This window comes from Streptomyces sp. Tue6028, assembly GCF_002300165.1.
Taxonomy (GTDB): domain Bacteria; phylum Actinomycetota; class Actinomycetes; order Streptomycetales; family Streptomycetaceae; genus Streptomyces; species Streptomyces siamensis.
The window spans coordinates 108,851-133,678 of the sequence record NZ_MLCE01000023.1; the positions used below are offsets into that span (position 1 = coordinate 108,851).

Below are 24,828 nucleotides of genomic sequence, written 5' to 3' on the forward strand. Positions count from 1 at the left end.
TTTCGGCTCTCTTCCGGAAGGTGTGCGATGCGAGCGTTGGGCAACACCTCTCTCTCCCGCCGCGGGTTCATGGCGGCCTCAGCGGCGACCGGACTGGGTGCGGCCGCCCTGAGCGCGTGCGGCTCCTCCGACAGCGGGAACAGCTCGGGCAAGACCACCGTCGAGTGGTGGAACATCACCACCACCCAGCCCGCGAAGAAGCTGTGGGCCCAGCGCGCCAGGGAGTTCGAGGCGGCGCACCCCGACGTGAAGATCAAGGTCGTCACGCTGGAGAACGAGGCGTACAAGTCGAAGATGACCGCGCTGACCACCTCGGGAAAGCTGCCGGACATCTTCCACACCTGGGGCGGCGGCGTCCTCCAGCAGCAGATCGACGCGGGCCTGGTCGAGGACCTGACCGACAAGGTGGCCCCCTGGACGAAGCAGTACGTGCCCGCCGCCCTGGCGGCCTACCGCTTCGACGACAAGACGTACGCCGTCCCGTTCGACATCGGCATGGTCGGCTTCTGGTACAACAAGGCGCTCTTCGCCAAGGCCGAGATCGCGAGCCCGCCCACCACCTGGTCCGCCTACCTCGACGCCGTCAAGGCCCTGAAGAGCGCGGGGATCACGCCCATCGCCCTGGCCGGCAAGGAGAAGTGGCCCGGCATGTACTACTGGGCGTACCTCGCGATGCGGGTCGCCGGACTCGACGCGATGCAGAAGGCCGCCACCGACGCCGACTTCACCGGCGAGGGCTTCGTCAAGGCGGGCGAACACCTCAAGGAACTCGTCGCCCTCGAACCGTTCCAGAAGGGCTTCCTCGGCGCGGCCTACTCCACGCCCAACGGCGAGGCGGCCGCGATGGGCAACGGCAAGGCGGCCATGGAACTGATGGGGCAGTGGGCGCCCGTCGTCGAGGGCGACGCCGGCAAGGGCATCGGCAAGGACCTCGGCTTCTTCTCCTTCCCCGCCGTCGAGGGCGGACAGGGCGCGCTCACCGAGGTGTTCGGCGGAGGCGGCGGCCACGCGGTGCGCAAGGGCGCGCCCGACGCGGCGGTGGAGTTCCTGAAGTTCTTCGCCGAGAAGGAGTTCGCCGCCAAGCTGGTCAAGGACACCGGACTGATCCCGGTGTCCAAGGACGTGCGCTCCGCGCTGACCGACGCCAATCTCACCGCCGTGTCCGACGCGCTGAACTCGGCCACCGGCTTCCAGCTCTACCTCGACCAGGCGTACGCCCCCGCCGTCGGCCAGGAGATCAACGACAGCGTCGCCGCACTCATCGCGGGCTCCAAGTCCCCGCAGCAGGTGACCCGTTCGGTCACCGAGGTGGCCAAGAGCGAGAAGAGCTAGCGGCCACCGATGACGCATTCGACGACATCGACCCCGTACGCGCCCGAGCTCGGCAAGGTGGCGGAGCCGGGGTCCGTGCCCCCGGCCGCCGGGCCGCGCAGGCCCGTGCTGCGCCGCCTGGGCGACTGGCTCTCGGCGGTCGTCTTCACGGTCCCCGCGCTCGCCCTGTTCGGCCTCCTGGTGCTGGTGCCGATGGGCTACGCGTTCTACGTCAGCTTCTTCGACTGGGGCGGATTCGGCTCACCCACGGACGTCACGGGGTTCGGCAACTACACCCGGCTGTTCGAGGACCCGGTGTTCCTCGGGGACCTGTGGCGCGGCGGGCTGCTGATCGGCTTCTCCATCGCCCTCCAGCTGCCGTTCGCGCTCGCCATGGCCGTGCTGCTCAACCAGGAGCTGCGCGGCCGGGCCGTCTACCGGATGCTGTTCTTCGCCCCGTACATCCTGTCCGAGGTCATCACGGGCGTGCTGTTCGGCATGATCTTCGCGCCGGGGGACGGACTCGCCGACCGGCTGCTCGGCGCGGTGGGGCTCGACGGCCTCGGCGGGGAGTGGTTCGCGGGACGGGACACGGTCCTTCCCACGCTCTTCCTCGTCATGACGTGGAAGTACTTCGGCTTCCACATGATGCTCTACCTGGCCGGCCTCCAGGGCATCCCGGCCGAGCTGTACGAGGCCGCCCGCATCGACGGCGCCGGCACCTGGCAGCGCTTCCGCCACATCACGCTGCCGCTGCTCGCGCCGACCCTGCGGATCAGCGCGTTCCTGTCCGTCATCTTCTCCATCCAGCTCTTCGACCTGGTCTGGGTGATCACCACGGGCGGCCCCGACCACGCCTCCGAGACGATGGCGATCAGCATGGTCCAGTACGGCTTCAAGCGCTATCAGATGGGCTACGCGAGCGCCATCAGCGTCGTGATGTTCCTCATCAGCCTGGTCTTCGCCCTCGCCTACCAGCGCTTCGTGCTGCGCCGTGACACCGAAGGAGCCCTCACCACCATGCGAGCCAACCGATGAGCGGCGCGACGGGCGTCCCGAAGAGCCTCGTGCGCCGGCGCAGGCTGCGCACCCTCCCCGTGTACGTGGTCCTCTGGGTGGTCGGCGTCTTCATGGTCACCCCGCTCCTGTACACGCTCGTCTCCGGCTTCAAGTCGACCGATCAGCTCTCCAGCAACCCGTTCGGGCTGCCGTCGCCCTGGGTGACCTCGAACTACACGTCCCTGCTCGGCTCGGGCGCGTTCTGGCGGTCCGTCGGAAGCAGCACGGTGATCGCCGTGGGCGCCACCCTGCTCACCGTGGCGACCGCGGCGCTCGCCGCGTTCGCGCTGGCCCGGTTCGCCTTCCGCGGGCGGGAGTTGGTGTTCACGCTGTTCACCATGGGCCTGATGTTCCCGTTCGCGGTGGCGATCCTGCCGCTGTTCATCCTGCTGCGCACCTTCGGGCTCCTCGACAACCCCTGGGGCGTGATCCTGCCCGAGGCGGCCTTCGGGCTGCCGGTGACGATCATCATCCTGCGCGGGTTCTTCCGGGAGATCCCCGGCGAACTGGAGGAGGCCGCGACCCTCGACGGCTGCTCCCGCTTCGGCTTCTTCTGGCGCATCCTGCTGCCGCTGGCCCGGCCCGCGCTCGGCACCGTCTCCGTCCTCGCCATCGTCAGCAGCTGGAACCAGTTCCTGCTCCCGCTGCTCGTCTTCAGCGAGCCCACCTGGTGGACCATCCCCGTCGGCATCCAGCAGTTCCAGGGCCAGTACGCCTCCGACGTGGCCCGCATCTTCGCGTACCTGGTGCTCGCCATGGCACCCGCCCTCGCCTTCTACGCGGTCGCCGAACGCCAGTTGATCGGCGGCATCACGCTCGGCGCGACCAAGGGATAGGCCCCGCCCCGCGGTGCACGCCCGTCCGGGCGGGCCCCGGCGGACCCGTTCCGTCGCCGAACCACTTCACCGACGTGAGGAGTTACATGACCCACCCCTGGCAGGATCCCGCTCTGCCCGCCGACGTCCGTGCCGCCGACCTGCTCGCCCGGATGACCCCGCGCGAGCGGATCGCCCAGCTCTACAGCGTCTGGCCCGGCTCCGACGAGACGCCCGGAGGGGACATGGCGCCGCTCCAGCACGCCCTGTCCGAGGACATCGACCTGGCGGAACTCCTCCCCGACGGGCTGGGCCAGCTCACCCGCCCCTTCGGCACCGCCCCCGTCGACCCCGCGGAGGGCGCCGCCCGGCTGGCCTCCCTCCAGGAACGCATCCGGTCGGCCAACCGCTTCCGGCTGCCCGCCCTCGCCCACGAGGAGTGCCTCACCGGCTTCACCGCCTGGCGTGCCACCGTCTTCCCCACCCCGCTCGCCTGGGGTGCCGCCTTCGACCCCGCCCTGGTCCGGGAGATGGCCGCGGCGATCGGCGCCTCCATGCGCTCGGTCGGCGTCCACCAGGGCCTCGCCCCCGTGCTCGACGTCGTGCGCGACCCCCGCTGGGGCCGTACCGAGGAGTCGATCGGCGAGGACCCGTACCTCGTCGCGACCATCGGCACCGCCTACGTCCAGGGCCTGGAGTCGGCGGGCGTCGTCGCCACCCTCAAGCACTTCGCCGGATACTCGGCCTCGCGCGCAGGCCGCAACCACGCGCCCGCGTCGATCGGCCAGCGCGAGCTCGCCGACGTCATCCTGCCCCCGTTCGAGATGGCCGTGCGGGAGGGCGGCGCCCGCTCGGTGATGGCCGCGTACAACGACCTCGACGGACTGCCCGCGCACGCCCACCACCGGCTGCTCACCGAACTGCTCCGCGATGAATGGCAGTTCACCGGCACGGTGGTCGCCGACTACTTCGGCGTCTCCTTCCTGGAGTCGACGCACGGGATCACCGACTCCCCGGCCGGGGCCGCGGCGCTGGCCCTCGCCGCGGGCGTGGACGTGGAACTGCCCGCGGTGCGCTGCTACGGCGCCGGGCCGCTCGACGAGGAGCTCGTGGACCGGGCCGCGCTGCGGGTCCTGACCCAGAAGTGCGAGCTCGGTCTGCTGGACCCCGACTGGTCGTCGCCCGGCACGGACGCCGGCGCCGTGGACCTCGACCCGCCCCACATGCGGGTGCTGGCGCGGCAGCTGGCCGAGGAGTCGGTCACCCTGCTGGCCAACGGCGGGGTGCTGCCGCTCGCACCGGGCACCGGGAGGATCGCCGTGCTCGGCCCGCTCGCCGACGACGCGGCGGCCCTCCTCGGCTGCTACACCTTCCCCCGCCACGTCCTGCTCGACCACCCCGACGTGCCGATGGGTGTCGAGGTGCCCACGCTGCTCGAAGCGCTGCGCGCGGAGCTGCCGGACACCGAGTTCACCGAGGACCCGGTCGCGGCCGACGTGTGTGTCGTCGCCGTCGGTGACCGCTCCGGGCTGTTCGGACGCGGTACGTCGGGCGAGGGCTGCGACGCGGCCGATCTGGAACTGCCCGACGGACAGGGCGAGGTGGTGGAGAAGGCGCTGGCGTCGGGGACCCCGGTCGTGCTGGTCGTGCTCTCCGGGCGCCCGTACGCGCTCGGTCGCTGGGCGGACCGGTGCGCGGCGGTGGTGCAGGCCTTCTTCGCGGGGCAGGCGGGCGGCTCCGCCGTCGCCGGTGTGCTGTCCGGACGCGTCAACCCCTCGGGGCGGCTCCCGGTGAGCGTGCCCAGCGACCCCGGCGGGCAGCCGGGCACGTATCTGGCGCCGCCGCTGGGCCGCCGGGGCGAGGCGAGCAGTCTCGACCCCACCCCGCTGTTCCCGTTCGGGCACGGCCTGTCCTACACCTCCTGGGACTGGCAGCCACCGACGGTCGACGACCGTTCGTTCCCGACGGACGGCGTGACGACGCTGCGGCTGACCGTCCGCAACACGGGGGAGCGGGCCGGCACGGAGGTCGTCCAGCTCTATCTCCACGACCCGGTCGGCAAGGTGGCGCGGCCCGTGGTCCGGCTGATCGGCTACGCGCGGGTGCCGCTGGAGGCGGGCACGTCGGCGGAGGTGCACTTCACGGTGCCCGCGGACCTGGCCGCGTACACCGGACCCGACGGCGACCGGATCGTCGAACCCGGGGCGCTCGAACTGCGGTTGGCGGTGTCCGGCGCGGACGAGGGGGTGCGCTGGGCGGTGCCGGTGACACTGACCGGACCCGAGCGGGTGGTGGGGCCCGGACGGCGGATGCGGTGCGAGGTGCGCGTGAAGTGAGGCGGCGGGACGAGCTCCGATTCTTTCGCGCCAACTGCCGATCGTTCCGCCGGTGCATGGCGCGCAAAGGAGGGTCGGAGTGCGGGTGGGCGGGGCTACGATCCCGCCCATGAATCCCGCGAAGCCGCCGCGAACCCCGGGAACACGCACGTCGGCGGGTCCGCCCGCACGGTCCGCGCAGACCGCGACGCTCGCCGAGATCGCCCGCGAGGCCGGCGTGTCCGCGCCGACCGTTTCGAAGGTGCTCAACGGCCGCGCGGACGTGGCTCCCGGGACGCGTACGCGTGTGGAGGCGCTGCTGCGTTCTTACGGCTATCGGCGCCGCCGGGCCGAGGCGACCCGCTCGCCCCTCATCGACCTGGTCTTCCACGAGCTGGAGAGCGCCTGGGCGATGGAGGTGATCCGGGGCGTCGAGAACGTCGCCCGGGACGAGGGGCTGAGCGTCGTCCTCTCCGAGAGCGCGGGCCGGCTGACCCCCGGACGCACCTGGGCGGACCAGGTCGCGGCCCGCCGCCCGCACGGCGTGGTCCTCGTGCTCTCCGGCCTGGACGAGTCCGGGCAGGCGCTGCTGACCAGCAGGTCCATCCCGTTCGTGGTGATGGACCCGGCCGGCGACCCGGGCGACGACGTGCCGTCCGTCGGGGCCACCAACTGGCACGGCGGCCTGGCCGCCACCCGTCATCTCGTCGAGCTGGGCCACACCCGGATCGGCGCGATCAGCGGGCCCACACGCATGATGTGCAGCCGCGCCCGCGTCGACGGGTACCGGGCCGCGCTGGAGACGGCGGGGCTGCCGTCCGACCCGGCCCTGATCCGGCCGGGCACCTTCCACCACGACAGCGGCTACCGGGCGGGCCTCGAACTGCTGCGCCTCCCGGACCGGCCCACCGCCGTCTTCGCGGGCAACGACCTCCAGGCGCTCGGCCTGTACGAGGCCGCGCGTGAGCTCGGGCTGCGCATCCCCGGGGACCTGAGCGTCGTCGGGTTCGACGACCTGCCGGTGGCCCGCTGGGTCGGCCCGCCGCTGACGACGGTGCGCCAGCCGCTCACCGAGATGGCCGAGGCGGCGGCGCGGCTGGTGCTCCAACTGGGCCGCGAGGAACGGCCGCCGTCGGCGACACGCGTGGAACTGGCCACGAGCCTCGTGGTGCGCAGCAGCACCGGCGCGCCACCGGCGTAGTGGGGACGTCCGGCGGCGGATCCCGGCACGGCGGCCGCCGTGCCGTACGGCGGTGACCCCGTACGGCGGTGACTCCGCACGGCGGTGACCCCGCTCCGCGAGGAAGGCGATACAGGCGTGACGGATGTCTTGACGAGTTATGGGAGCGCTCCCATACTGCTCCGAAGTCAATCGGTTGAACGACCGAAACTTTCGGAGGCACCCGCCATGAGAACCTCCAGGACATCCTTAGGGAAACGACTCTCGGCCTTGTTCACGGGCGCCGCGGCCGTGGCCGCCCTGCTCGCCGCCGGGACGACCGCCCACGCCGCCGACACCCCGCTACGCGATCTCGCCGCCGCCAAGGGCAAGGTCATCGGCACCGCGGTCACCGGATCCAAGCTCACCGGCACCTACGGCGACATCGCCGGCGGGCAGTTCAACTCGCTGACCCCGGGCAACGCCATGAAGTGGGGCTCGGTCGAACCCACCCGGGGCAGCTTCAACTGGTCCGAGGCCGACCAGATCGTCGCCTTCGCCCAGGCCCACAACCAGCAGGTGCGCGGGCACACCCTCGTCTGGCACAGTCAGAACCCGAGCTGGCTGACGAACGGCACCTGGACGCAGGCACAGCTCAGCGGTCTGCTCCAGGACCACATCACCACCGAAGTCACCCGGTACAAGGGCAAGCTGGCGGCCTGGGACGTGGTGAACGAGCCGTTCAACGAGGATGGCACCTACCGCTCGACGCTCTGGTACAACGGCCTCGGCGCCGACTACATCGCCCAGGCGCTGACCTGGGCGCACGCCGCCGACCCGAGCGCCAAGCTCTACATCAACGACTACAACGTCGAGGGCGTCAACGCGAAGAGCACCGCCCTCTACAACCTGGTCAAGTCGCTGAAGGAGCGTGGCGTCCCGATCGACGGCGTCGGCCTCCAGGCCCACCTGATCCTCGGCCAGGTCCCCGGCACGCTCCAGCAGAACATCCAGCGCTTCGCCGACCTCGGCGTCGACGTCGCGGTCACCGAGCTGGACATCCGTATGCAACTCCCCGCCGACAGCACGAAACTGGCGCAGCAGGCCGCCGACTACAAGGCCGTGTTGGACGCGTGCGTCGCGGTCACCCGGTGCGCCGGTGTCACCGTCTGGGGCTTCACGGACTCCGACTCCTGGATCCCGGACGTCTTCCCGGGCTACGGAGCGGCGACCCCGTACGACGAGAACTACGCACCGAAACCGGCGTACTCCGCGATCGCGACCTCGCTGGGCGGGACGTCGACGCCGCCTCCCACCGGCGCGTGCACTGCGACGTATAGCGTCACGAGCCAGTGGAACACGGGCTTCACGGGCCAGGTGACGATCGCCTGCTCCGGGGCCGCGCTGTCGTCGTGGAAGGTGAACTGGACGTACGGTGCGGGCCAGCGGATCACCCAGGCCTGGAACGCCACCTGCACGCAGACGGGTGCCGCCGTCAGCTGCTCCAACGCGTCCTACAACGGGACTGTACCCAGCGGCGGTTCGGTGACCTTCGGCTTCAACGCCTCGTGGAGCGGGAGCAATCCGGCCCCGACGGTGACCCTGGGCTGAGCGCGCACCGTGATCGCTGAGGTGCGCCTGAGAAGTCTGAGAATTTCCGAAGGAAACCCGAGAACAGGTTCCTGCTCGTCATAATTCGGACTTACGTTCCTCTGCGTGACGGGTGAGGACGAGCACGGGGACGACCGCGAGGTCGTCGCGGGACACGGCGGCCGGCGGCGCCTGCTGAAGGCAGCGGGCGCCGTTCTCGCCGGCGTCCTCGTGCTCTGCGCATCCGGCGCCGGCTGGGCGTACTGGCACCTCGGCCACAACATCAAGAGCGTCGACATCGACAGCGCGCTCGGCGACGACCGGCCGGCCCGGGCGGTGCCGACGCCGAGCGCGTCCGCCACCGGGTCCGCTTCCGCCTCCGCCGCCCCGTTGCCGAGCGGCGCGCTGAACATCCTGGTCCTCGGCTCCGACTCGCGCAGCGGCGAGCGCAACGAGAAGCTCGGCGGCGGCGACAGCGGCGGGGCGCGCTCCGACACGGCGATGGTCGTCCACCTCGACGAGGGCCGCAGGCACGCGACCGTGGTGAGCATCCCCCGGGACACCCTGGTGACCCGTCCGTCGTGCCCCACGCCGTCCGGAGGGACCACGGCGGTGGCGTACGGCGTGATGTTCAACAGCGCCTACGCGGTGGGCGGTCCGGCCTGCGCGGTGAAGACCGTCGAGTCCATGACCGACATCCGCATGGACCACTACATCGAGATCGATTTCGCGGGTTTCGCGGACCTGGTCGACGCGGTCGGCGGTGTCACCGTCACGACCGACGAGGACATCGACGACGACCAGAGCCATCTGCACCTGGCGGCCGGCGAGCACCACCTCGACGGCACGCGGGCGCTGGCGCTGGCCCGGACACGCCATGGCATCGGAGACGGCAGCGACCTCGGGCGCATAGGCCTCCAGCAGAAGCTGGTGAAGGCGCTGTCGGCGCGGATCTCGGCCACCGACCTGCTCGCCGACCCGGCCAGGCTCTACAAGGTCGCGGACGCGGTGACCGGGAGCCTGACGACGGACACCGGACTCGACTCGCTGGGCGAGCTGTCGAAACTCGGCCGGAGCCTGAAGGGCCTGTCGTCCGACGCCGTCGAGACGGTGATGATGCCGGTGGTGACGGCGCCCACGGACCACAACCGGGTGGTGGCCCGGGAACCGGCGGCCACCGAGCTGTGGAAGTCGCTGAGGTGACACCGGGGCGATCAGCCGGGCACCCACCTGTTCGCACCCTCCTGACCTGCGAGAACGACATTCGCGGAAAAAACTTCGAAGAAATTCCGCAGCGGTGTCGATACCGGTGTCCCCCGTTCGACGCATGGGTGAGAGGCGGGGAGGAGCTCCGCCTCCGAAGCACAAGAGCCACGGATACGAGGAGTCACCATGCCGCGCTACCTGTCGCTGGTCCAGATCGACGAGAGCACCGCGCCCGCCGAGGGCCCGAGCCCCGAACTGATGCAGCGGATGGGCGAGCTCATCGAGGAGATCACGAAGGCCGGGGTCATGCTCGACACCGCCGGGCTGACGCCCAGCGCCCAGGGCAAGCGGGTGCACTGGCAGAGCGGGCAGCTGTCCGTCACCGACGGGCCCTTCACCGAGTCCAAGGAGGTCGTCGGCGGCTACGCGCTCATGCAGTGCAAGGACATGGCCGAGGCCCTGGAGTGGACCAAGCGGTTCCTGAAGGTGCACGAGGAGCACTGGACGGTGACCTGTGAGGTCCGGGAGATCGCGGAGGGCTGACCGGGAGCACGGCCGGGGCCCCGCCCCGGCCGCCGCGCCACCGCGCGGCCCGGGGGACCGCTTGGCCCGGCCGTCCGGAGGGTGTCTGATGGTGGGCTGTGGAAGAGCAGCCCACCATCACCGCAGCCGGGTCCGACAGCAGCGCCCTGGAAACCGTCGAGACGATCTTCCGGATCGAGTCGCCGCGCATCATCGCCGGCGTCGCCCGGATCGTCCGGGACGTCGGCATCGCCGAGGAACTCGCCCAGGACGCACTGGTCGCGGCTCTGGAGCAGTGGCCGCGGGACGGTGTGCCCGACAATCCGGGCGCCTGGCTGACGGCCACGGCCAAGCATCGCGCCATCGACCTCGTACGCCGCCGGGAGCGGTACGCGCGCAAGCTGGAGGAGGTCGGCCGGGACCTCTCGCTGTCCGCGCCGCACCACGTCGACGAACCCTCCGACCCGGACGACATCGACGACGACCTGCTCCGCCTCGTCTTCACCGCATGCCATCCGGTCCTCTCCGCGGAGGCCCGCATCGCGCTCACCCTGCGTCTCCTGGGCGGCCTGACGACCGCCGAGATCGCCCGCGCCTACCTCACGTCCGAGGCGACGGTCGCCCAGCGCATCGTGCGCGCCAAGCGGACGCTGGCGGCGAAGGGCGTCGCCTTCGAGGTCCCGTACGGCCCCGAACGGGAGGCCCGGCTGGGGTCGGTCCTGGAGATCATCTACCTGGTCTTCAACGAGGGCTACGCGGCCACGGCGGGCGACGACCTGCTGCGCCCCGCCCTGTGCGAGGACGCCCTGCGGCTGGCGCGCGTGCTCGCCGAGCTGATGCCCAAGGAGCCCGAGGTGCACGCGCTCGCCGCCCTGCTGGAGCTCCAGGCGTCCCGCACGCCCGCCCGTACCTCCCCCTCGGGCGAACCGGTCCTGCTCAGGGACCAGAACCGCCGCCGCTGGAACCGCATGCTGATCCGTCGCGGCTTCACCGCGCTGGGCCGGGCCAACGCCGTCGCCGCGGGCCGCCCGGGCCCGTACGCCCTGCAGGCCGCCATCGCCGCCTGCCACGCGCAGGCGTACGCGTACGAGGACACGGACTGGGGGCAGATCGTCACCCTCTACGGCCTGCTGGCGGCCCGTACGCCGTCCCCGGTGGTCGAGCTGAACCGTGCCGTGGCCGTCTCGATGGCCGAGGGGCCCGGCCCCGCCCTGGAGATCGTCGACGCCCTCGCCGGTGAACCCGCCCTGCGCGACTACCACTTGCTGCCCAGCGTCCGGGGCGATCTGCTCGCCCGGCTCGGCCGCACGGAGCAGGCGAGGGCGGAGTTCGAGCGCGCGGCCGCGCTGGCGCGCAACGAACGGGAGCGGGAGCTGCTGGCGGGGCGGGCGCGTGAGCTGGGCGGGGCGGGCGCGTGAGCTGGGCGGGCGTGATCGTTCCCCCGGTGACTCCATTCCCAAGGTGATCAGCGAAGGCTTACAGTTGCGCCGCTGCCGTACACGGGCGTGACGCTCTTCGTTCGCCCCGAAGACCCCTGAGGGACACGGTCCGGCAGCCCATCGCTACCTGGGGGGTACACCCATGAGGACTTCCGCGCGCCACAGACTCGTGGCGCTCACCGCGGTGACGGCGCTCGCCGCCGGCACCGCGACCGCGCTGGCGCCCGGAGCGTCGGCCGACGTCACCGGATGGCCGGCGACCGACGGCAGGATCGCCGTGGTCAACGACGGCATCATGTCGACGGACGTCACCGGCAACGACGAGAAGCGCATCTCCAACGGCTCCGACGACGAGTCGCCCGCGTGGTCGCCCGACGGCAGCCGCGTGGTCTTCGAGGACGCCGGATCACTGCAGACCATCGGCGTCACCGGCAGCACCAGGACGACGGTCTACGAGGGTGCCGACAGCGGCCCCTCGGCGTCGCACCCGACGTACTGGACCTACGGCCGCGAGATCGTCTACTCCGCGGCGAGCAAGCTGTACTCCATCGCCGCCGACGGCAGCACCCCGGTCCGGCTGCTGGCCTCCGGCGGCTGCGACACCCTGCCGAGCGGCGACGCGGTCGGAAAGCGTCTCGTCTTCCAGCGCAACGGCGGCTCGTGCACCACCAAGACGCCGTCGGTCGTGCTCTACGACGCGGCGACGAAGACGCAGACCACGCTCGTCGCGAACGGCGGCTCGCCCGCCCTCTCGCCCGACGGCACCAAGGTCGCGTTCGTGCGCACCGTCGACGGTCACCGCCAGCTGTTCTCCGTCAACACCGACGGCACCGGCGAGCGCCGCCTGACCGACGACGACGGCGAGTACGACACCCCCTCCTGGGCGCCCGCGAGCGACCGGCTCGTCGTGCACTTCGACCGGCCCACCAGCGGCGGCCGCCAGGAGAGCAACATCGTCATGACGATCACCGCGGACGCGGTGACGGAGGGCGAGCCCTTCCCGTGGGGCGGCCGTTCGCCCGCCTGGCAGCCGCTGCGCAAGAACACCGTCGTCCGGGTCTGGGGCGCCGACGTCTACGGCAGCAACATCGCCGGCTCCCGCTGGACGTGGAACACGGTCGGCAAGAGCGAGGCGGGGCTGATGAACGCCTCGTCCGCCGTCCTGGTCTCCCGGGACAGCCAGTCGTACGCGCTCACGGCGCCCGCCCTCGCGGGCAAGAAGCACGGACCGGTCCTGCTGACGCCCTCGACCTCGGTCTCCTCGGCCGTGCAGGCGGAGCTGAAGCGGGTCCTCAAGCCCGGCGCCACGGTCTACCTGGTCGGCGGCACGTCGATCCTCAGCAGCGCGGTCGCCTCGAAGGTCTCCGCGCTGGGCTTCACCCCGAAGCGGCTGGCGGGCACCTCGCGCTACTCGACCTCGGTCGCCGTCGCGAAGTCCATCACCAGCGCTCCCGAGTACGTGTTCCTGGCGACCGGCACCGACTACCACTCGGCGCTCGCCGCCGCGTCCGCCGCGGGCTCCCTGGGGACCGGCGGCAAGGCCGTCGTCGTGCTCAACGACGGGAACACGCTGACCTCGTCGGTGAAGTCGTACCTGAACGGCCTCGACCCGGACGAGACCTACATGATCCCGGTCGGTGCCTCGGCGAAGTACGCGCTCACCCACACGTCCTTCTCCAAGTGGCCCTCCCGGTACACCTACTACCCGGTGACCGCGTCCACCAACGAGGGCACCGCGGCCGCGCTGGCCGCGATGTGGTGGCGCGCGCCGAGCAGCGCGGCGCTCGCGTACACGGACAGCTGGCGCGGCGGCGCCACGGCGGGCGCCGCGATGAACGTGTTCGGCCCGCTGCTGTGGACGGACGTCAGCGCCCTCTCCGCCGACACCAGGTCCTACCTGGTCAAGGGCGCCGCGAACCTGGGCGGTCTGGCGGTCTTCGGCGGCACCGGCTCGGTGTCGACGGCGGCACTGAACTCCGCGGGCGCGGCGATCAGCGCGAACAGCAGCCAGTGGACGTACATGCCGGACTACAACGGCCTTGCCCCGCAGGCGAGTTCGTTCTCCTCGGCCACGGTCGGCGGCCCGGCCGCGGGTGCTCCGGCGGCGCGTCCCGGCACGGCGCCGCGGCCCGTCACCGCGCCGGACCTCGCTCCGCTCAGCAGCCGCCACCAGCAGTAGGCGGCTGCGCGGGTGCCCCCACCAGCATGGTCGGGGCACCCGCCACCCGCGTCAGGAACACCGTCGCGGAAGCGGGCCCCTGCGGCTTCACCTTCCGCCGCAACTCCTCCGGCTCGACGGCCGAGCCCCGCTTCTTGACCGTCAGCACACCGACCTCGCGCTCCCGCAGCAACGCCTTCAGGCGCTTGACGTTGAAGGGCAGCCGGTCGGTGATCTCGTAGGCGGAGGCGTACGGCGTCGGCCGCAGTTCGTCCGACGTGACGTAGGCGATGGTCTCGTCGATCAGGCCGCCGTCGAGGTCCTCGGCCACCTCCGCGACCAGGTGTGCGCGGATGACGGCGCCGTCGGGCTCGTACAGGTAGCGGCCGACCGGACGCACGGCGGGATCGGGCAGGCCGCGGCCGCGCAGTTCGCGCGGGCCGGGCAGCAGGGTGGCCCGCACCAGCCCCGGCTCGGTGCCGAACCACAGCACCGCCTCCTTCACGTCCCCGCCGTCGGAGATCCACTCGGCCTCGGCCTCGGCGGGCACCGTCTCGTGCGGGATGCCGGGGGCGATCTTCAAGGCGGCCAGCGGCGCCTTCGTCGCGGTCTCGACCGCCCAGGACAGCGGCGGCGAGTAGGCCTCCGGGTCGAAGATCCGGCCCCGGCCGCCACGCCGTGCCGGGTCCACGAAGACCGCCTCGTACGCGGAGGTGTCGACGGCGGTGACATCCGCCTCGCGGACCTCGATCAGCTCCGAGAGCCCCAGCGCGTCCGCGTTCGCGCGGGCGACCGCCGCGGTCAGCGGGTCGCGGTCGACGGCGAGGACCCGGATGCCGGCGCGGGCCAGCGCGATCGCGTCGCCGCCGATCCCGCAGCACAGGTCGGCCACGGAGCGGATGCCCAGTTCCTGGAACCGCCGCGCGCGGTGGGCCGCCACGCTCGTCCGCGTCGACTGCTCGACCCCGTTCGGGGTGAAGAACATCCGCTCCGCGTCCTCGGCCCCGAACTTCGCCGTGGCCCGCTGCCGCAGCCGCTCCTGCCCGAGGGCGGCGGAGACCAGCTCGGCCGGGTGCTCGCGGCGCAGCCGGGTGGCCACGGCCAGTTCCCGCGCCGGTTCGGTGCCGCGGACCTCGTCGAGCAGGGCGCGGCCCTCGGGGGTGAGGAGGGAGGCGAAGGAGACGTCGTTCACCGGCCCATTGTGGGCCAGTCGGTGGATGCTGCGCGTCCGGCAGTGGGGCCGCGGTGGTGTCGGGGCCTCGTGAGGGGCTCGCGCTGGGAAGATCCCGCACCATGCGATCAGTGCGACAAAATGATAAAACCGCCGCAATGCGGGCCGGTGTTCGCGGCGGTCTTGCCGTGCTCGCCCTCACCGCTCTCGTCTCCGGCTGCTCCGGCGGGGAATCCGGCGTCAAGGGGACCCCCGGCCAGCAGCCGAAGGTCAAGGCGTCCCCCGCCGCCGGCTCCTATGCCGACCGGGTGAGCAACACCCAGGCCGAGCGCGTCGCCGCCGCCAAGCGCTGGGGCCTGGACAGGGCGCCGCTCGTGCCCCCGGCGCCGCCCGCCACGAAGCCGGTGATCAAGGCCCGCGACGGGTTCGAGGTCGACGGCCAGGAGGAGGAGGGGCTGCCCCCGGTCTTCACCACCGTCCCCACCAAGGACAAGGTCGTCTTCCTCACCATCGACGACGGCGAGGAGAAGGACCCGAAGTTCCTGCGGATGATGAGCGATCTGAAGATCCCGTACACCGCCTTCCTCAGCAACTACCTGATCAAGGACGACTACGGGTACTTCCGCGAGATGCGCGACCGCGGTGTCACCCTCAACAACCACACGCTGCACCACCCGTACCTCCCCGGGCTGTCGTACGACGAGCAGAGGGAGGAGATCTGCGGCATGCAGGCCATCATGACGAAGCAGTTCGGCAAGCGCCCCACGCTCTTCCGGCCGCCCTACGGCGACTACGACGGCGACACCCTGCGCGCCGCCAAGTCCTGCGGCATCAAGTACGCCCCGATCTGGGACGAGGAGGTCTACGTCGACCACTGGGAGTACCGCGAGGACGACCGGGACCTGCACCCCGGCGACATCGTCCTCACCCACTTCCGGGGCCGCGCCGACTGGGACGGCACGATGACCGACATGGTCCGCCGCTTCCTGAAGAAGGTCACGGACAAGGGGTACGCGGTGGCGCGCCTGGAGGACTACCTGTGAGGCTCCGGGTGCGGCGCCCGGCGCGCCCGCGGCCACCGCACCCGGCGCGGCGCGGGGTGTGTGCGCTCGGTGCCGGACTGCTCGCCGCCGTGCTGCTCACCGGCTGCGCCCAGTCCGTCGACCCCATCGAGCGGCTGGGCAAGAAAGCGGCGCAGAAGGTACGGCCCCGGGAGTCGGCGTACCGCCGCTGGGGCCTCGCCGCCCCGCTCGCCCGCCCGCCGCGCCCGCCCGCTCGGACCGTCGCACGCCCCGCCGGCCCCGGACTGCCGCCCGTCGTGGACCACGTCCCCACCCACGACCGGGTGGTCTTCCTGACCTACGACGACGGCGCCGAGCGCGATCCGCGGTTCGTCGACATGGTCCGTGAACTGCGGCTGCCGGTCAGCGTGTTCCTCACGGACGCTGTCGTCGGGCCGGGGTACGGGGACTTCGCCCGGCTCCGCGCGGTCGGCGCGAGCGTGCAGAACCACACCCTCGACCACGCCTCCCTGCGCGGCCTGCCCTATGTCGGCCAGCGCGCCGAGATCTGCGGCCAGCAGGACAAGCTCAAACAGCGCTTCGGCATCCGGCCCCGGCTGCTGCGGCCCCCGTACGGCACCTACGACCGCACCACGCTGCGCGCCGCCGCCGACTGCGGGGTCGCCGCCGTCGTGCTGTGGCGGGCCTCCATGCGGGCGGAAGGACTGAGCTACGAGCACGGGCACGAGCTGCGGCCGGGCGACATCGTCCTGGCCCGGCCGGAGGACACCGGCGGAGTGACGCTCATCGACTCCACGACCCGCCTGCTGCGCCGCATCCAGGCGCAGGGATTCACGGTGGCCCGGCTGGAGGACTACCTCTGAGCTCCGCCTCGGGGACGGGGAAGCGGACGTGAACGCGCGCGGACGTGCGCCGAGGTTTTGCGGACATGTAAGCGCCGCGTTGGCACTCCGCTTGACCGAGTGCTAATCGCAGTCATAGTCTCGGCCCTGGCACTCCCCCCTGGAGAGTGCCAATAGCGACGGGCAGGTCCGGCACCCGCGACGACGGATCGACCTGGTCGCCACCTCAGACAGTTAACCCCGTGAGATCTCCGAAGGGGGAGGTCGGATCGTGACGACCGCCAGCTCCAAGGTTGCCATCAAGCCGCTCGAGGACCGCATCGTGGTCCAGCCGCTGGACGCCGAGCAGACCACGGCCTCTGGCCTGGTCATTCCGGACACCGCCAAGGAGAAGCCCCAGGAGGGCGTCGTCCTGGCCGTGGGCCCGGGCCGCATCGAGGACGGAAAGCGCGTCGAGCTCGACGTCACCGTCGGCGATGTCGTGCTGTACAGCAAGTACGGCGGCACCGAGGTGAAGTACAACGGCGAGGAGTACCTCGTCCTCTCGGCCCGCGACGTGCTCGCGATCGTCGAGAAGTAATTCACCCAGAATTGCAGTGAACTGCGCCCCTGGCCCCCGCGACGTCAACAAGCCGGGCGCCGGGGGCGCCGTTCGTTTCTCCCAGTTTTCCGAGAGGGCTGAACCGCTCCTATGGCGAAGATCCTGAAGTTCGACGAGGACGCCCGTCGCGCCCTTGAGCGCGGCGTCAACAAGCTTGCCGACACGGTCAAGGTGACGATCGGCCCCAAGGGCCGCAACGTCGTCATCGACAAGAAGTTCGGCGCCCCCACCATCACCAACGACGGTGTCACCATCGCCCGCGAGGTCGAGGTCGAGGACCCGTACGAGAACCTCGGCGCCCAGCTGGTGAAGGAGGTGGCGACCAAGACCAACGACATCGCGGGTGACGGTACGACCACCGCCACCGTGCTCGCCCAGGCGCTCGTGCGCGAGGGCCTGAAGAACGTCGCCGCGGGCGCCTCCCCGGCGCTGCTGAAGCGGGGCATCGACGCGGCCGTCAAGGCCGTCTCCGACGACCTGCTCGCCACCGCGCGCCCGATCGACGAGAAGTCCGACATCGCCGCCGTCGCCGCGCTGTCCGCCCAGGACCAGCAGGTCGGCGAGCTCATCGCCGAGGCGATGGACAAGGTCGGCAAGGACGGTGTCATCACCGTCGAGGAGTCCAACACCTTCGGTCTGGAGCTGGACTTCACCGAGGGCATGGCCTTCGACAAGGGCTACCTGTCGCCGTACTTCGTGACGGACCAGGAGCGCATGGAGGCCGTCCTCGAGGACCCGTACATCCTCATCCACCAGGGCAAGGTCAGCTCCATCCAGGACCTGCTGCCGCTGCTGGAGAAGGTCATCCAGTCCAACGCCTCCAAGCCGCTGCTGATCATCGCCGAGGACGTCGAGGGCGAGGCCCTCTCCACCCTCGTCGTGAACAAGATCCGTGGCACCTTCAACGCCGTCGCGGTGAAGGCCCCCGGCTTCGGTGACCGCCGCAAGGCCATGCTCGGCGACATCGCCACCCTCACCGGTGGTCAGGTCATCGCCGAGGAGGTCGGTCTCAAGCTCGACCAGGTCGGATTGGACGTGCTGGGCACCGCCCGCCGCGTGACCGTCACCAAGGACGACACCACGATCGTCGACGGTGGCGGCAGCTCCGACGAGGTCGTCGGCCGCGTCAACCAGATCAAGGCCGAGATCGAGAACACCGACTCCGACTGGGACCGCGAGAAGCTCCAGGAGCGCCTCGCGAAGCTGGCCGGCGGCGTGTGCGTCATCAAGGTCGGCGCCGCCACCGAGGTCGAGCTCAAGGAGAAGAAGCACCGTCTGGAGGACGCCATCTCCGCGACCCGCGCCGCGGTCGAGGAGGGCATCGTCTCCGGTGGTGGCTCCGCGCTCGTCCACGCCGTGAAGGTCCTCGAGGACAACCTCGGCAAGACCGGCGACGAGGCCACGGGTGTCTCGGTCGTCCGCCGCGCCGCCGTCGAGCCGCTGCGCTGGATCGCCGAGAACGCCGGCCTGGAGGGTTACGTCATCACCTCCAAGGTCGCCGAGCTCGACAAGGGCCAGGGCTTCAACGCCGCGACCGGCGAGTACGGCGACCTAGTCAAGGCCGGCGTCATCGACCCGGTCAAGGTCACCCGCTCCGCCCTGGAGAACGCCGCCTCCATCGCCTCCCTGCTCCTGACGACCGAGACCCTGGTCGTCGAGAAGCCGGCCGAGGAGGAGGCCGACGCGGGCCACGGCCACGGCCACGGGCACGCCCACTGAGGCGACGCGCCGCACGACGTGACGCCCCCGGCGTGACGTCGAGCAGTGCCTCGCGAAGGCCCCCGTTCCCGACAGGGAGCGGGGGCCTCCCGCGTTGCCGGCCTCACGCGAGGCTCATGCTCCACAGGGGCCGGAGCCTCGCGGGCCGCGCGAGGCCGGGGACCGAAACCCTCTAGGTCTCGAGCGCGTCGAGCGCGCCGAGCTGGGCCATCAGTCCCAGCCGGTCGTACTGCCACCAGCCCTCGGCGATCTTCCCGTCCTCCTGGCAGCGGAAGACGGTCGTCCCCGTCATGGTGACCGTCATCCCGCTCGGGGGGATCCCCATGAAGTCGCCGGTGTGGGTGCCGTTCCAGGTCCACCGCGTGCAGACGCGGTCGCCCTGGGCCAGCTGGTCGTCCACGGTGAAGGAGAAGTCGAACCCGCCCCGCCACATCTCGATCTCGCGCCGCATGGCGTCGAGGCCCAGGTTGTCCTGCTCATTGGCGGGATCGTGGTCGTGGTAGTGCTCGACCATCAGGTCGTTGAGCGGCGGCAGGTCGCCCGCGGTGGCCACCGTGTCGAAGAACCGGCGGATGGTGGCCTCGTACAGCTGCTCGTCACGGATCACGTCCAGGTCCGTGAACGTCGGCGCCTCGTCGCAGAGGGCGACCATCTCCTGGAAGATCCTGTCGGTCTCCGGCAGGTTCGAGTTCCGCACCGCCTCCTCGTACGAGGGGAACTCCACGATCTCGATGAAGTGGGACGCGTCGGACCGGTCCTTGCCGATGACGCTGTGCGTCGCGGTCCGCTTCCCCCGGGTCTGCTCGACCCAGGTGTCCATCAGCCGGTTCACCTCGTCGAACCGGCTCGTCTTGCAGTCGATCAGTTGCACGAATGTCATGGCGCGGCCTCCCGGCCCACGTGGTCCGGATGAATGCGTCCATTTTAGTGAAAATCCCCCTCAACTGTCGTGGTTGAAGGGGATATCACCCGAGGGTGCGGACAGGCCCTAACGGCCCCGCCCAGCTCACTGCGGCCCGTACTTCCGCCCCGTCTTCGACGTGATCCCGCCGAGCAGCGCCCGCGGCGTCACCTTCACCACGCCCATCAGCGCCTTGTACCGCGGGTCCGGGATCGACAGCGACTTGCCCCGGGCCAGGTCCGCGAGCGCCGCCGCCACCAGCTTGTCCGCGTCGAGCCACATCCACTTCGGGATGTTGTCCGTGCCCATCCCGGCACGCTCGTGGAACTCGGTGCGCACGAAGCCGGGGCACAGCGCCATCAGCCGCACCCCGCTGCCCGCGAGGTCCCGCGCCGCGCCCTGCGTGAACTGCACGACCCATGCCTTCGACGCGCCGTACGTGCCACGCGGCACGAACGCGGCCACCGAGGCGACGTTGACGACTCCGCCCCGGCCGCGCTCGCGCATCACCTCGGTCGCCGCCGACGTCAGCCGGAGCACCGCCTCGCAGTGCACCTTGAGCATCCTGAGCTCGTCCGCCATCGATACGTCCAGATAGCGGCCCTTGTTGCCGAAGCCCGCGTTGTTGACCAGGAGGTCGACCGGGTTCCTCCGGTCGCCCAGGCGCGCGGCGACCGCGTCGATGCCGCCGTCGGTCGCCAGGTCCGCCGTCAGCACCTCCGCCTCGATGCCGTGCCGGTCGTGCAGTTCGGTGGCCTGCTCCTGCAGTCGCTTCGTGTCGCGCGCCACCAGAACGAGGTTGTGCCCGTCAGCCGCCAGGCGCCGCGCGAAGGCGGCACCGATCCCCGCGGTCGATCCCGTAATCAGAGCCGTTGTCATGGCGCAAGGTTAGTGACCTGGCCAGGCGTCCGGCGTCCGCCGCCGTCCAACGTCCGGCCGCGCCCGAAGAGTTCCCCGCGCCGTGGCCCGCCCGCTACCGACCGCCCTGGTCGGCCACATACTTCCGGGCCTTCGCCCGCGCCTCCGGGTGCAACGCGTCGCCGGCCGTCAACAGCCTTGGCAGCAGCTCCCGTTCGGTAGTCACGGCGCGGAACTGGAGGGCGACCGTGACGTCGTGGTCCGGCCGGTGCACGACCTCGATCGCGTCACCCGGGCGGATCTCACCGGGCTCGATCACCCGCAGGTACGCGCCGGGCGCGGCCTTCTGCGTGAAGCGCTTGACCCAGCCCTTCTCGCCGAGGTGCCCCTGGAAGGTGCGGCAGGGGATGCGCCCGCTGGTGACCTCCAGGACGACCTCGGAGCCGATGCGCCAGCGCTCGCCGATCCGCGCGCCGGAGACGTCCAGCCCCTCGGTCGTGAGGTTCTCGCCGAACACGCCGTTGCGCAGCGGCCGGCCGAGCTCGCGCTCCCAGTGGTCCAGGTCCTCGCGGGCCACCGCGTACACCGCCTGGTCGTCCCCGCCGTGGTGGCGCCCGTCGCACACCGCGTCCCCGGCGAGTCCGCTGCCGCCGATCGACTTGGGGCCGGGCGCGGTCACCCGCACGGCACCGTCCACCGGCTGCTTGTCGATGCCGGTCAGGCCCTCCGGCTGGTCGGTGTACGCAACGGCCTGTGCCCGGCCCAGATTCAGCGACAGAAGCTTCATGCCCTCCACGCTAGGCGACCGCGGCCAAAGCGTCGACGCGATATTGGCGGCACACCCCAAGGCTCGCTTATGCTCGGAGGGTGATCGAGGCCCGTCATCTCCGTGTCCTGCGCGCCGTCGCCGCCACCGGCTCCTTCTCGGCGGCCGGGCGCGAGCTGGGCTGCACCCAGCCGGCCGTCAGCCAGCAGATGAAGGCGCTGGAGGCCTCCGTCGGCACCCCTCTGCTGATCCGCACCGGCCGCGAGATGCGTCTGACCGAGGCGGGCGAGGCGCTGGTCAAGCACGCCGCGAGCATCCTGTCCGGCCTCACGGCCGCCGAGGAGGAGGTCGCCGCGATCGCCGGCCTGCGTGCGGGCCGGGTCCGGCTCGTGTCCTTCCCCAGCGGGAGCTCCACCCTCGTGCCGACCGCCCTCGCCGCACTGCGCGCCGCGCACCCGGGGACCCGTGTCTTCCTGGAGGAGGCCGAACCACCGGAGTCCGTGGAGAAGCTCCGGGACGGCGACTGCGACATCGCGCTGGCCTTCCGCTACGAGGGCACGGGCGGTGAGGAGTGGGACGACCTCGTCGTCCGGCCCCTGCTGACGGACCGGCTCGTCGCGCTGGTGCCCGAGCGTCACCGTCTGGCCGCGGCCGGGTCGGTGGCCATCGGCGAGTTCGCGGGCGAGTCGTGGATCGCGGGCTGTCCGCGCTGCCGCGGACAGTTGGTCGAGGTGTGCCGGGGCGCGGGCTTCGAGCCCCGCATCGACTTCGCCACCGACGACTATCCGGCCGTGGTCGGTCTCGTGGGTGCGGGCCTGGGCGTCGCGGTGCTCCCGGAACTGGCCATCGAGTCCGTCCGGCCCAAGCGGGCCCGCACGGTGACGGTGGAGCCGCCGGTGCGGCGCGAGATCGTCGCCCTCACGCTGCCGGATCTGGCGCAGGTGCCGGCGGTGGCGGCGACGCTCGACCGGCTTGCACGAGCCGCCGCCCGCTGACGGGCGGTCGCTGACGTCGGGCCGCACGCCTGTGTGCATGCCAATACAGGGGCACGCGCACACGTGCCCGGAGTGAAGAAACGTTCCTTCAGTTGTTCGAAGCGTGACTGCTTCCACCGGCCGATGCCGAGACCAGCCGGTTGCGCGCCCGCCCCATGAGCTCTTCGCGCTCGTCCTCGGTCAGTCCGCCCCACACGCCGTACGGCTCGCGCACCGCCAGTGCGTGTGCCGCGCACTCGGCGCGTACCGGGCATCTCATGCAGACCTCTTTGGCCGAGTTCTCGCGAGCGCTCCGTGCCGCACCGCGCTCGCCCTCCGGGTGGAAGAAGAGCGAGCTGTCGACCCCGCGGCAGGCCGCGAGGAGCTGCCAGTCCCAGAGGTCCGCGTTCGGACCGGGAAGGCGGGAGAAATCTGCCATTGCGTGTCCCCTTGTTGCCGTTCTGGGCTGCTATGCCCCACCGACCGTACATCTACGATCTAAGGAGATGAAAATATGACTCATTGCGAATCTAGCCGCAGACACCAACAAATGGGAAGAAATCGGTCTAAATGGGGCATAGGTTGTGATGAAACATTGAGGGTCCGTTGTGCATGTCTGCACCGTGTCCGCACCCTCACGTACAGTGCCGAAGACGACGGAGTGCCCCGTAACTCTTTCGAGTGACCATCGTTGAGAGTGCGGAGGCGGTTGAAGGAACAAGCGCTCGGGCAGACGGCAGAATCCGTCGGCGAGTGTCGACCGCACAGGTGACGATTCGTACCAGCCTGGAGGCTCAAGGTGACGCGCATCAGCTGCGGAGGACGGCCATGACATCCGTCCTCGTCTGCGACGACTCCCCGCTTGCCCGAGAGGCGCTCCGCCGCGCGGTGGCGACCGTGCCCGGCGTCGAGCGTGTGACGACGGCGGCCAACGGCGAGGAAGTCCTCCGCCGCTGGGGCGCCGACCGTTCGGACCTCATTCTGATGGACGTACGCATGCCCGGACTGGGCGGCGTGGAGACCGTCCGGCGGCTGCTGTCCGCCGACCCCGGTGCGCGCATCATCATGCTCACCGTCGCCGAGGACCTGGACGGTGTGGCGCTCGCCGTCGCCGCCGGCGCCCGCGGCTATCTGCACAAGGACGCCTCGCGTGCCGAGCTGCGCGCCACCGTGACGCAGGCGCTCGCCGACCCCACCTGGCGGCTCGCGCCGCGCAGACTGCGTTCGGCCGAGATGGGCGCCGCGCCCACCCTCACCGCGCGGGAGATCCAGGTCCTCGAGGGCATGAGCCACGGCCGCTCCAACGCCGAGATCGGCCGCGAGCTGTTCCTCTCCGAGGACACGGTCAAGACGCACGCCCGGCGGCTCTTCAAGAAGCTCGGCGCCTCGGACCGCGCGCACGCCGTGGCGCTCGGTTTCCGGTGGGGTCTGGTTCGCTAGGTGAGCCGCCCCGAGGGTATGACGGCAGCAGCCCCCGCCCGCTCGACGGCGGGCGGGGCCGGGCCCTCAGAGAGAGCCTCTTCGGTGCCCGATCCCCGTTTCCCGGCGGATGCCGCATCCTTGAGGTGTGGAGTTCCTCGGGGACAGGTCGGTCGAGCGGAAGGGGAGGGCGCAGGAGATGAGTTCCGGCGCACCTGCTCATAACGCTTCGGTGCACAACTATGGACGCGGTGCCACGGAACGGACGACGCCGAGGCACCATGGACCGATGCGCGAAGACGAGACGACGGTGATCGGCGCGCTCGTCCATCGCGCGGTCGACGGCGACGAGCAGGCCACGCACGACCTGCTCGCCCACGTACACCCACTCGCGCTGCGCTACTGCCGCACCCGTCTGTCCCGGCTTCCGGGCGACGCGCGGCACTTCGTGGAGGACCTGGCGCAGGAGGTCTGCGTCGCCGTTCTCCTCGCGCTGCCGCGCTACAAGGACACCGGGCGCCCCTTCGAGGCGTTCGTCTTCGCCATCGCCGCGCACAAGGTCGCCGACCTGCAGCGCGCCGCGATGCGTCACCCCGGCTCGACGGCCGTCCCCTCGGACGAGATGCCCGAGCGCCCCGACGACTCCCTCGGTCCCGAGGAGCGCGCCCTGCTCAGCAGTGACGCCGAATGGGCCAAGAAGCTCCTGGCCAACCTCCCCGAGAACCAGCGCGAACTGTTGCTGCTGCGCATCGCGGTGGGCCTGACGGCCGAGGAGACGGGCCAGATGTTGGGAATGTCACCCGGGGCCGTGCGGGTGGCCCAGCACCGGGCGCTCAGCCGTCTGCGGGCGCTCGCGGAGCAGTAGCGGTCCGTCGGCGTGGCGCGCGCCGCGCGCCGCCGTCGGCGGGATTTCCCGTCGCACAGGCGCGAAGGGCGACGGGAGCGGAGGGAGGTGGCCCGCTGTCCGTGCCCCGACCGGAC

22 protein-coding genes are annotated in these 24,828 nt (G+C 71.3%); 17 read left to right on the top strand and 5 right to left on the bottom strand.

The window, feature by feature from the left end; translation table 11 throughout:
• Positions 1-36: 36 nt before the first annotated feature.
• The 10 genes from BKI49_RS22505 (at position 37) to BKI49_RS22550 (ending at position 13,595) form a co-directional block, all read left to right on the top strand.
• Entirely contained in the window at positions 37-1,332 is a 1,296-nt protein-coding gene (locus BKI49_RS22505) for an extracellular solute-binding protein (RefSeq protein WP_095936074.1), read from the top strand.
• Between the two features lie 9 nt (positions 1,333-1,341).
• Complete coding sequence (locus tag BKI49_RS22510; protein WP_095936075.1) at positions 1,342-2,349, top strand: carbohydrate ABC transporter permease; 1,008 nt, start codon at positions 1,342-1,344, stop codon at positions 2,347-2,349.
• A complete protein-coding gene (locus BKI49_RS22515; protein WP_095936076.1) occupies positions 2,346-3,206 on the top strand; it encodes a carbohydrate ABC transporter permease in 861 nt (286 codons plus the stop codon). Before BKI49_RS22510 ends, BKI49_RS22515 begins: the two co-directional genes overlap by 4 nt.
• A gap of 86 nt (positions 3,207-3,292) precedes the next feature.
• Complete coding sequence (locus BKI49_RS22520; RefSeq protein ID WP_095936077.1) at positions 3,293-5,521, top strand: beta-xylosidase/alpha-l-arabinosidase; 2,229 nt, start codon at positions 3,293-3,295, stop codon at positions 5,519-5,521.
• A 109-nt stretch (positions 5,522-5,630) separates the two neighbouring features.
• Positions 5,631-6,701 (top strand): LacI family DNA-binding transcriptional regulator, encoded by a 1,071-nt coding sequence (locus tag BKI49_RS22525; RefSeq protein ID WP_095936078.1) that lies wholly within the window; start codon positions 5,631-5,633, stop codon positions 6,699-6,701.
• Positions 6,702-6,908: 207 nt separating this feature from the next.
• Complete coding sequence (locus BKI49_RS22530) at positions 6,909-8,270, top strand: glycoside hydrolase family 10 protein (protein WP_095936079.1); 1,362 nt, start codon at positions 6,909-6,911, stop codon at positions 8,268-8,270.
• A gap of 105 nt (positions 8,271-8,375) precedes the next feature.
• Positions 8,376-9,452 (top strand): LCP family protein, encoded by a 1,077-nt coding sequence (locus BKI49_RS22535; protein ID WP_095936080.1) that lies wholly within the window; start codon positions 8,376-8,378, stop codon positions 9,450-9,452.
• Positions 9,453-9,641: 189 nt separating this feature from the next.
• Entirely contained in the window at positions 9,642-9,998 is a 357-nt protein-coding gene (locus BKI49_RS22540) for a YciI family protein (RefSeq protein ID WP_028805410.1), read from the top strand.
• 98 nt (positions 9,999-10,096) lie between these two features.
• Positions 10,097-11,395, top strand: a complete 1,299-nt coding sequence (locus tag BKI49_RS22545) for an RNA polymerase sigma factor (protein ID WP_095936081.1) — start codon at positions 10,097-10,099, stop codon at positions 11,393-11,395.
• Positions 11,396-11,558: 163 nt separating this feature from the next.
• Positions 11,559-13,595 (top strand): cell wall-binding repeat-containing protein, encoded by a 2,037-nt coding sequence (locus BKI49_RS22550; protein ID WP_095936082.1) that lies wholly within the window; start codon positions 11,559-11,561, stop codon positions 13,593-13,595.
• Here BKI49_RS22550 and BKI49_RS22555 read toward each other — a convergent pair.
• Positions 13,573-14,766 carry a class I SAM-dependent methyltransferase gene (locus BKI49_RS22555; protein ID WP_095936083.1) on the bottom strand — a complete coding sequence of 398 codons (1,194 nt, stop codon included), beginning with the start codon at positions 14,764-14,766 and terminating at the stop codon, positions 13,573-13,575. The genes BKI49_RS22550 and BKI49_RS22555 overlap by 23 nt on opposite strands.
• Positions 14,767-14,903: 137 nt before the next feature.
• Here BKI49_RS22555 and BKI49_RS22560 point away from each other — a divergent pair, with 137 nt between their 5' ends.
• The 4 genes from BKI49_RS22560 (at position 14,904) to groL (ending at position 18,929) form a co-directional block, all read left to right on the top strand.
• On the top strand, positions 14,904-15,788 hold the full coding sequence (locus tag BKI49_RS22560) for a polysaccharide deacetylase family protein (protein ID WP_306453569.1): 885 nt from the start codon (positions 14,904-14,906) through the stop codon (positions 15,786-15,788).
• A 56-nt stretch (positions 15,789-15,844) separates the two neighbouring features.
• Positions 15,845-16,630 carry a polysaccharide deacetylase family protein gene (locus BKI49_RS22565; protein ID WP_095936302.1) on the top strand — a complete coding sequence of 262 codons (786 nt, stop codon included), beginning with the start codon at positions 15,845-15,847 and terminating at the stop codon, positions 16,628-16,630.
• A 250-nt stretch (positions 16,631-16,880) separates the two neighbouring features.
• Positions 16,881-17,189 carry a co-chaperone GroES gene (gene groES, locus BKI49_RS22570; RefSeq protein ID WP_028805404.1) on the top strand — a complete coding sequence of 103 codons (309 nt, stop codon included), beginning with the start codon at positions 16,881-16,883 and terminating at the stop codon, positions 17,187-17,189.
• A 111-nt stretch (positions 17,190-17,300) separates the two neighbouring features.
• The gene (groL, locus tag BKI49_RS22575) at positions 17,301-18,929 is read left to right on the top strand and encodes a chaperonin GroEL (RefSeq protein WP_095936085.1); all 1,629 of its coding nucleotides are present in this window, start codon (positions 17,301-17,303) and stop codon (positions 18,927-18,929) included.
• A 172-nt stretch (positions 18,930-19,101) separates the two neighbouring features.
• On the opposite strand, the gene BKI49_RS22580 is transcribed toward groL, so the two are convergent.
• The 3 genes from BKI49_RS22580 to BKI49_RS22590 form a co-directional block, all read right to left on the bottom strand.
• On the bottom strand, positions 19,102-19,809 hold the full coding sequence (locus BKI49_RS22580) for an ester cyclase (RefSeq protein WP_095936086.1): 708 nt from the start codon (positions 19,807-19,809) through the stop codon (positions 19,102-19,104).
• A 126-nt stretch (positions 19,810-19,935) separates the two neighbouring features.
• Positions 19,936-20,709 (bottom strand): SDR family NAD(P)-dependent oxidoreductase, encoded by a 774-nt coding sequence (locus BKI49_RS22585; protein WP_095936087.1) that lies wholly within the window; start codon positions 20,707-20,709, stop codon positions 19,936-19,938.
• Between the two features lie 94 nt (positions 20,710-20,803).
• A complete protein-coding gene (locus BKI49_RS22590; RefSeq protein ID WP_095936088.1) occupies positions 20,804-21,475 on the bottom strand; it encodes an MOSC domain-containing protein in 672 nt (223 codons plus the stop codon).
• Positions 21,476-21,555: 80 nt separating this feature from the next.
• Between BKI49_RS22590 and BKI49_RS22595 the strand changes: the two genes are divergently transcribed.
• Complete coding sequence (locus tag BKI49_RS22595) at positions 21,556-22,449, top strand: LysR family transcriptional regulator (RefSeq protein ID WP_095936089.1); 894 nt, start codon at positions 21,556-21,558, stop codon at positions 22,447-22,449.
• Positions 22,450-22,537: 88 nt separating this feature from the next.
• Here the strand turns inward: BKI49_RS22595 and BKI49_RS22600 are convergent, their stop codons facing one another.
• A complete protein-coding gene (locus tag BKI49_RS22600) occupies positions 22,538-22,867 on the bottom strand; it encodes a WhiB family transcriptional regulator (RefSeq protein ID WP_028805398.1) in 330 nt (109 codons plus the stop codon).
• A gap of 389 nt (positions 22,868-23,256) precedes the next feature.
• On the opposite strand from BKI49_RS22600, the gene BKI49_RS22605 reads away from it, so the two are divergent.
• Entirely contained in the window at positions 23,257-23,868 is a 612-nt protein-coding gene (locus tag BKI49_RS22605; protein ID WP_003948568.1) for a response regulator transcription factor, read from the top strand.
• A 268-nt stretch (positions 23,869-24,136) separates the two neighbouring features.
• Positions 24,137-24,712, top strand: coding sequence for a sigma-70 family RNA polymerase sigma factor (locus BKI49_RS22610; RefSeq protein WP_028805397.1), 576 nt, complete (start codon positions 24,137-24,139; stop codon positions 24,710-24,712).
• The last annotated feature ends 116 nt before the right edge of the window (positions 24,713-24,828 follow it).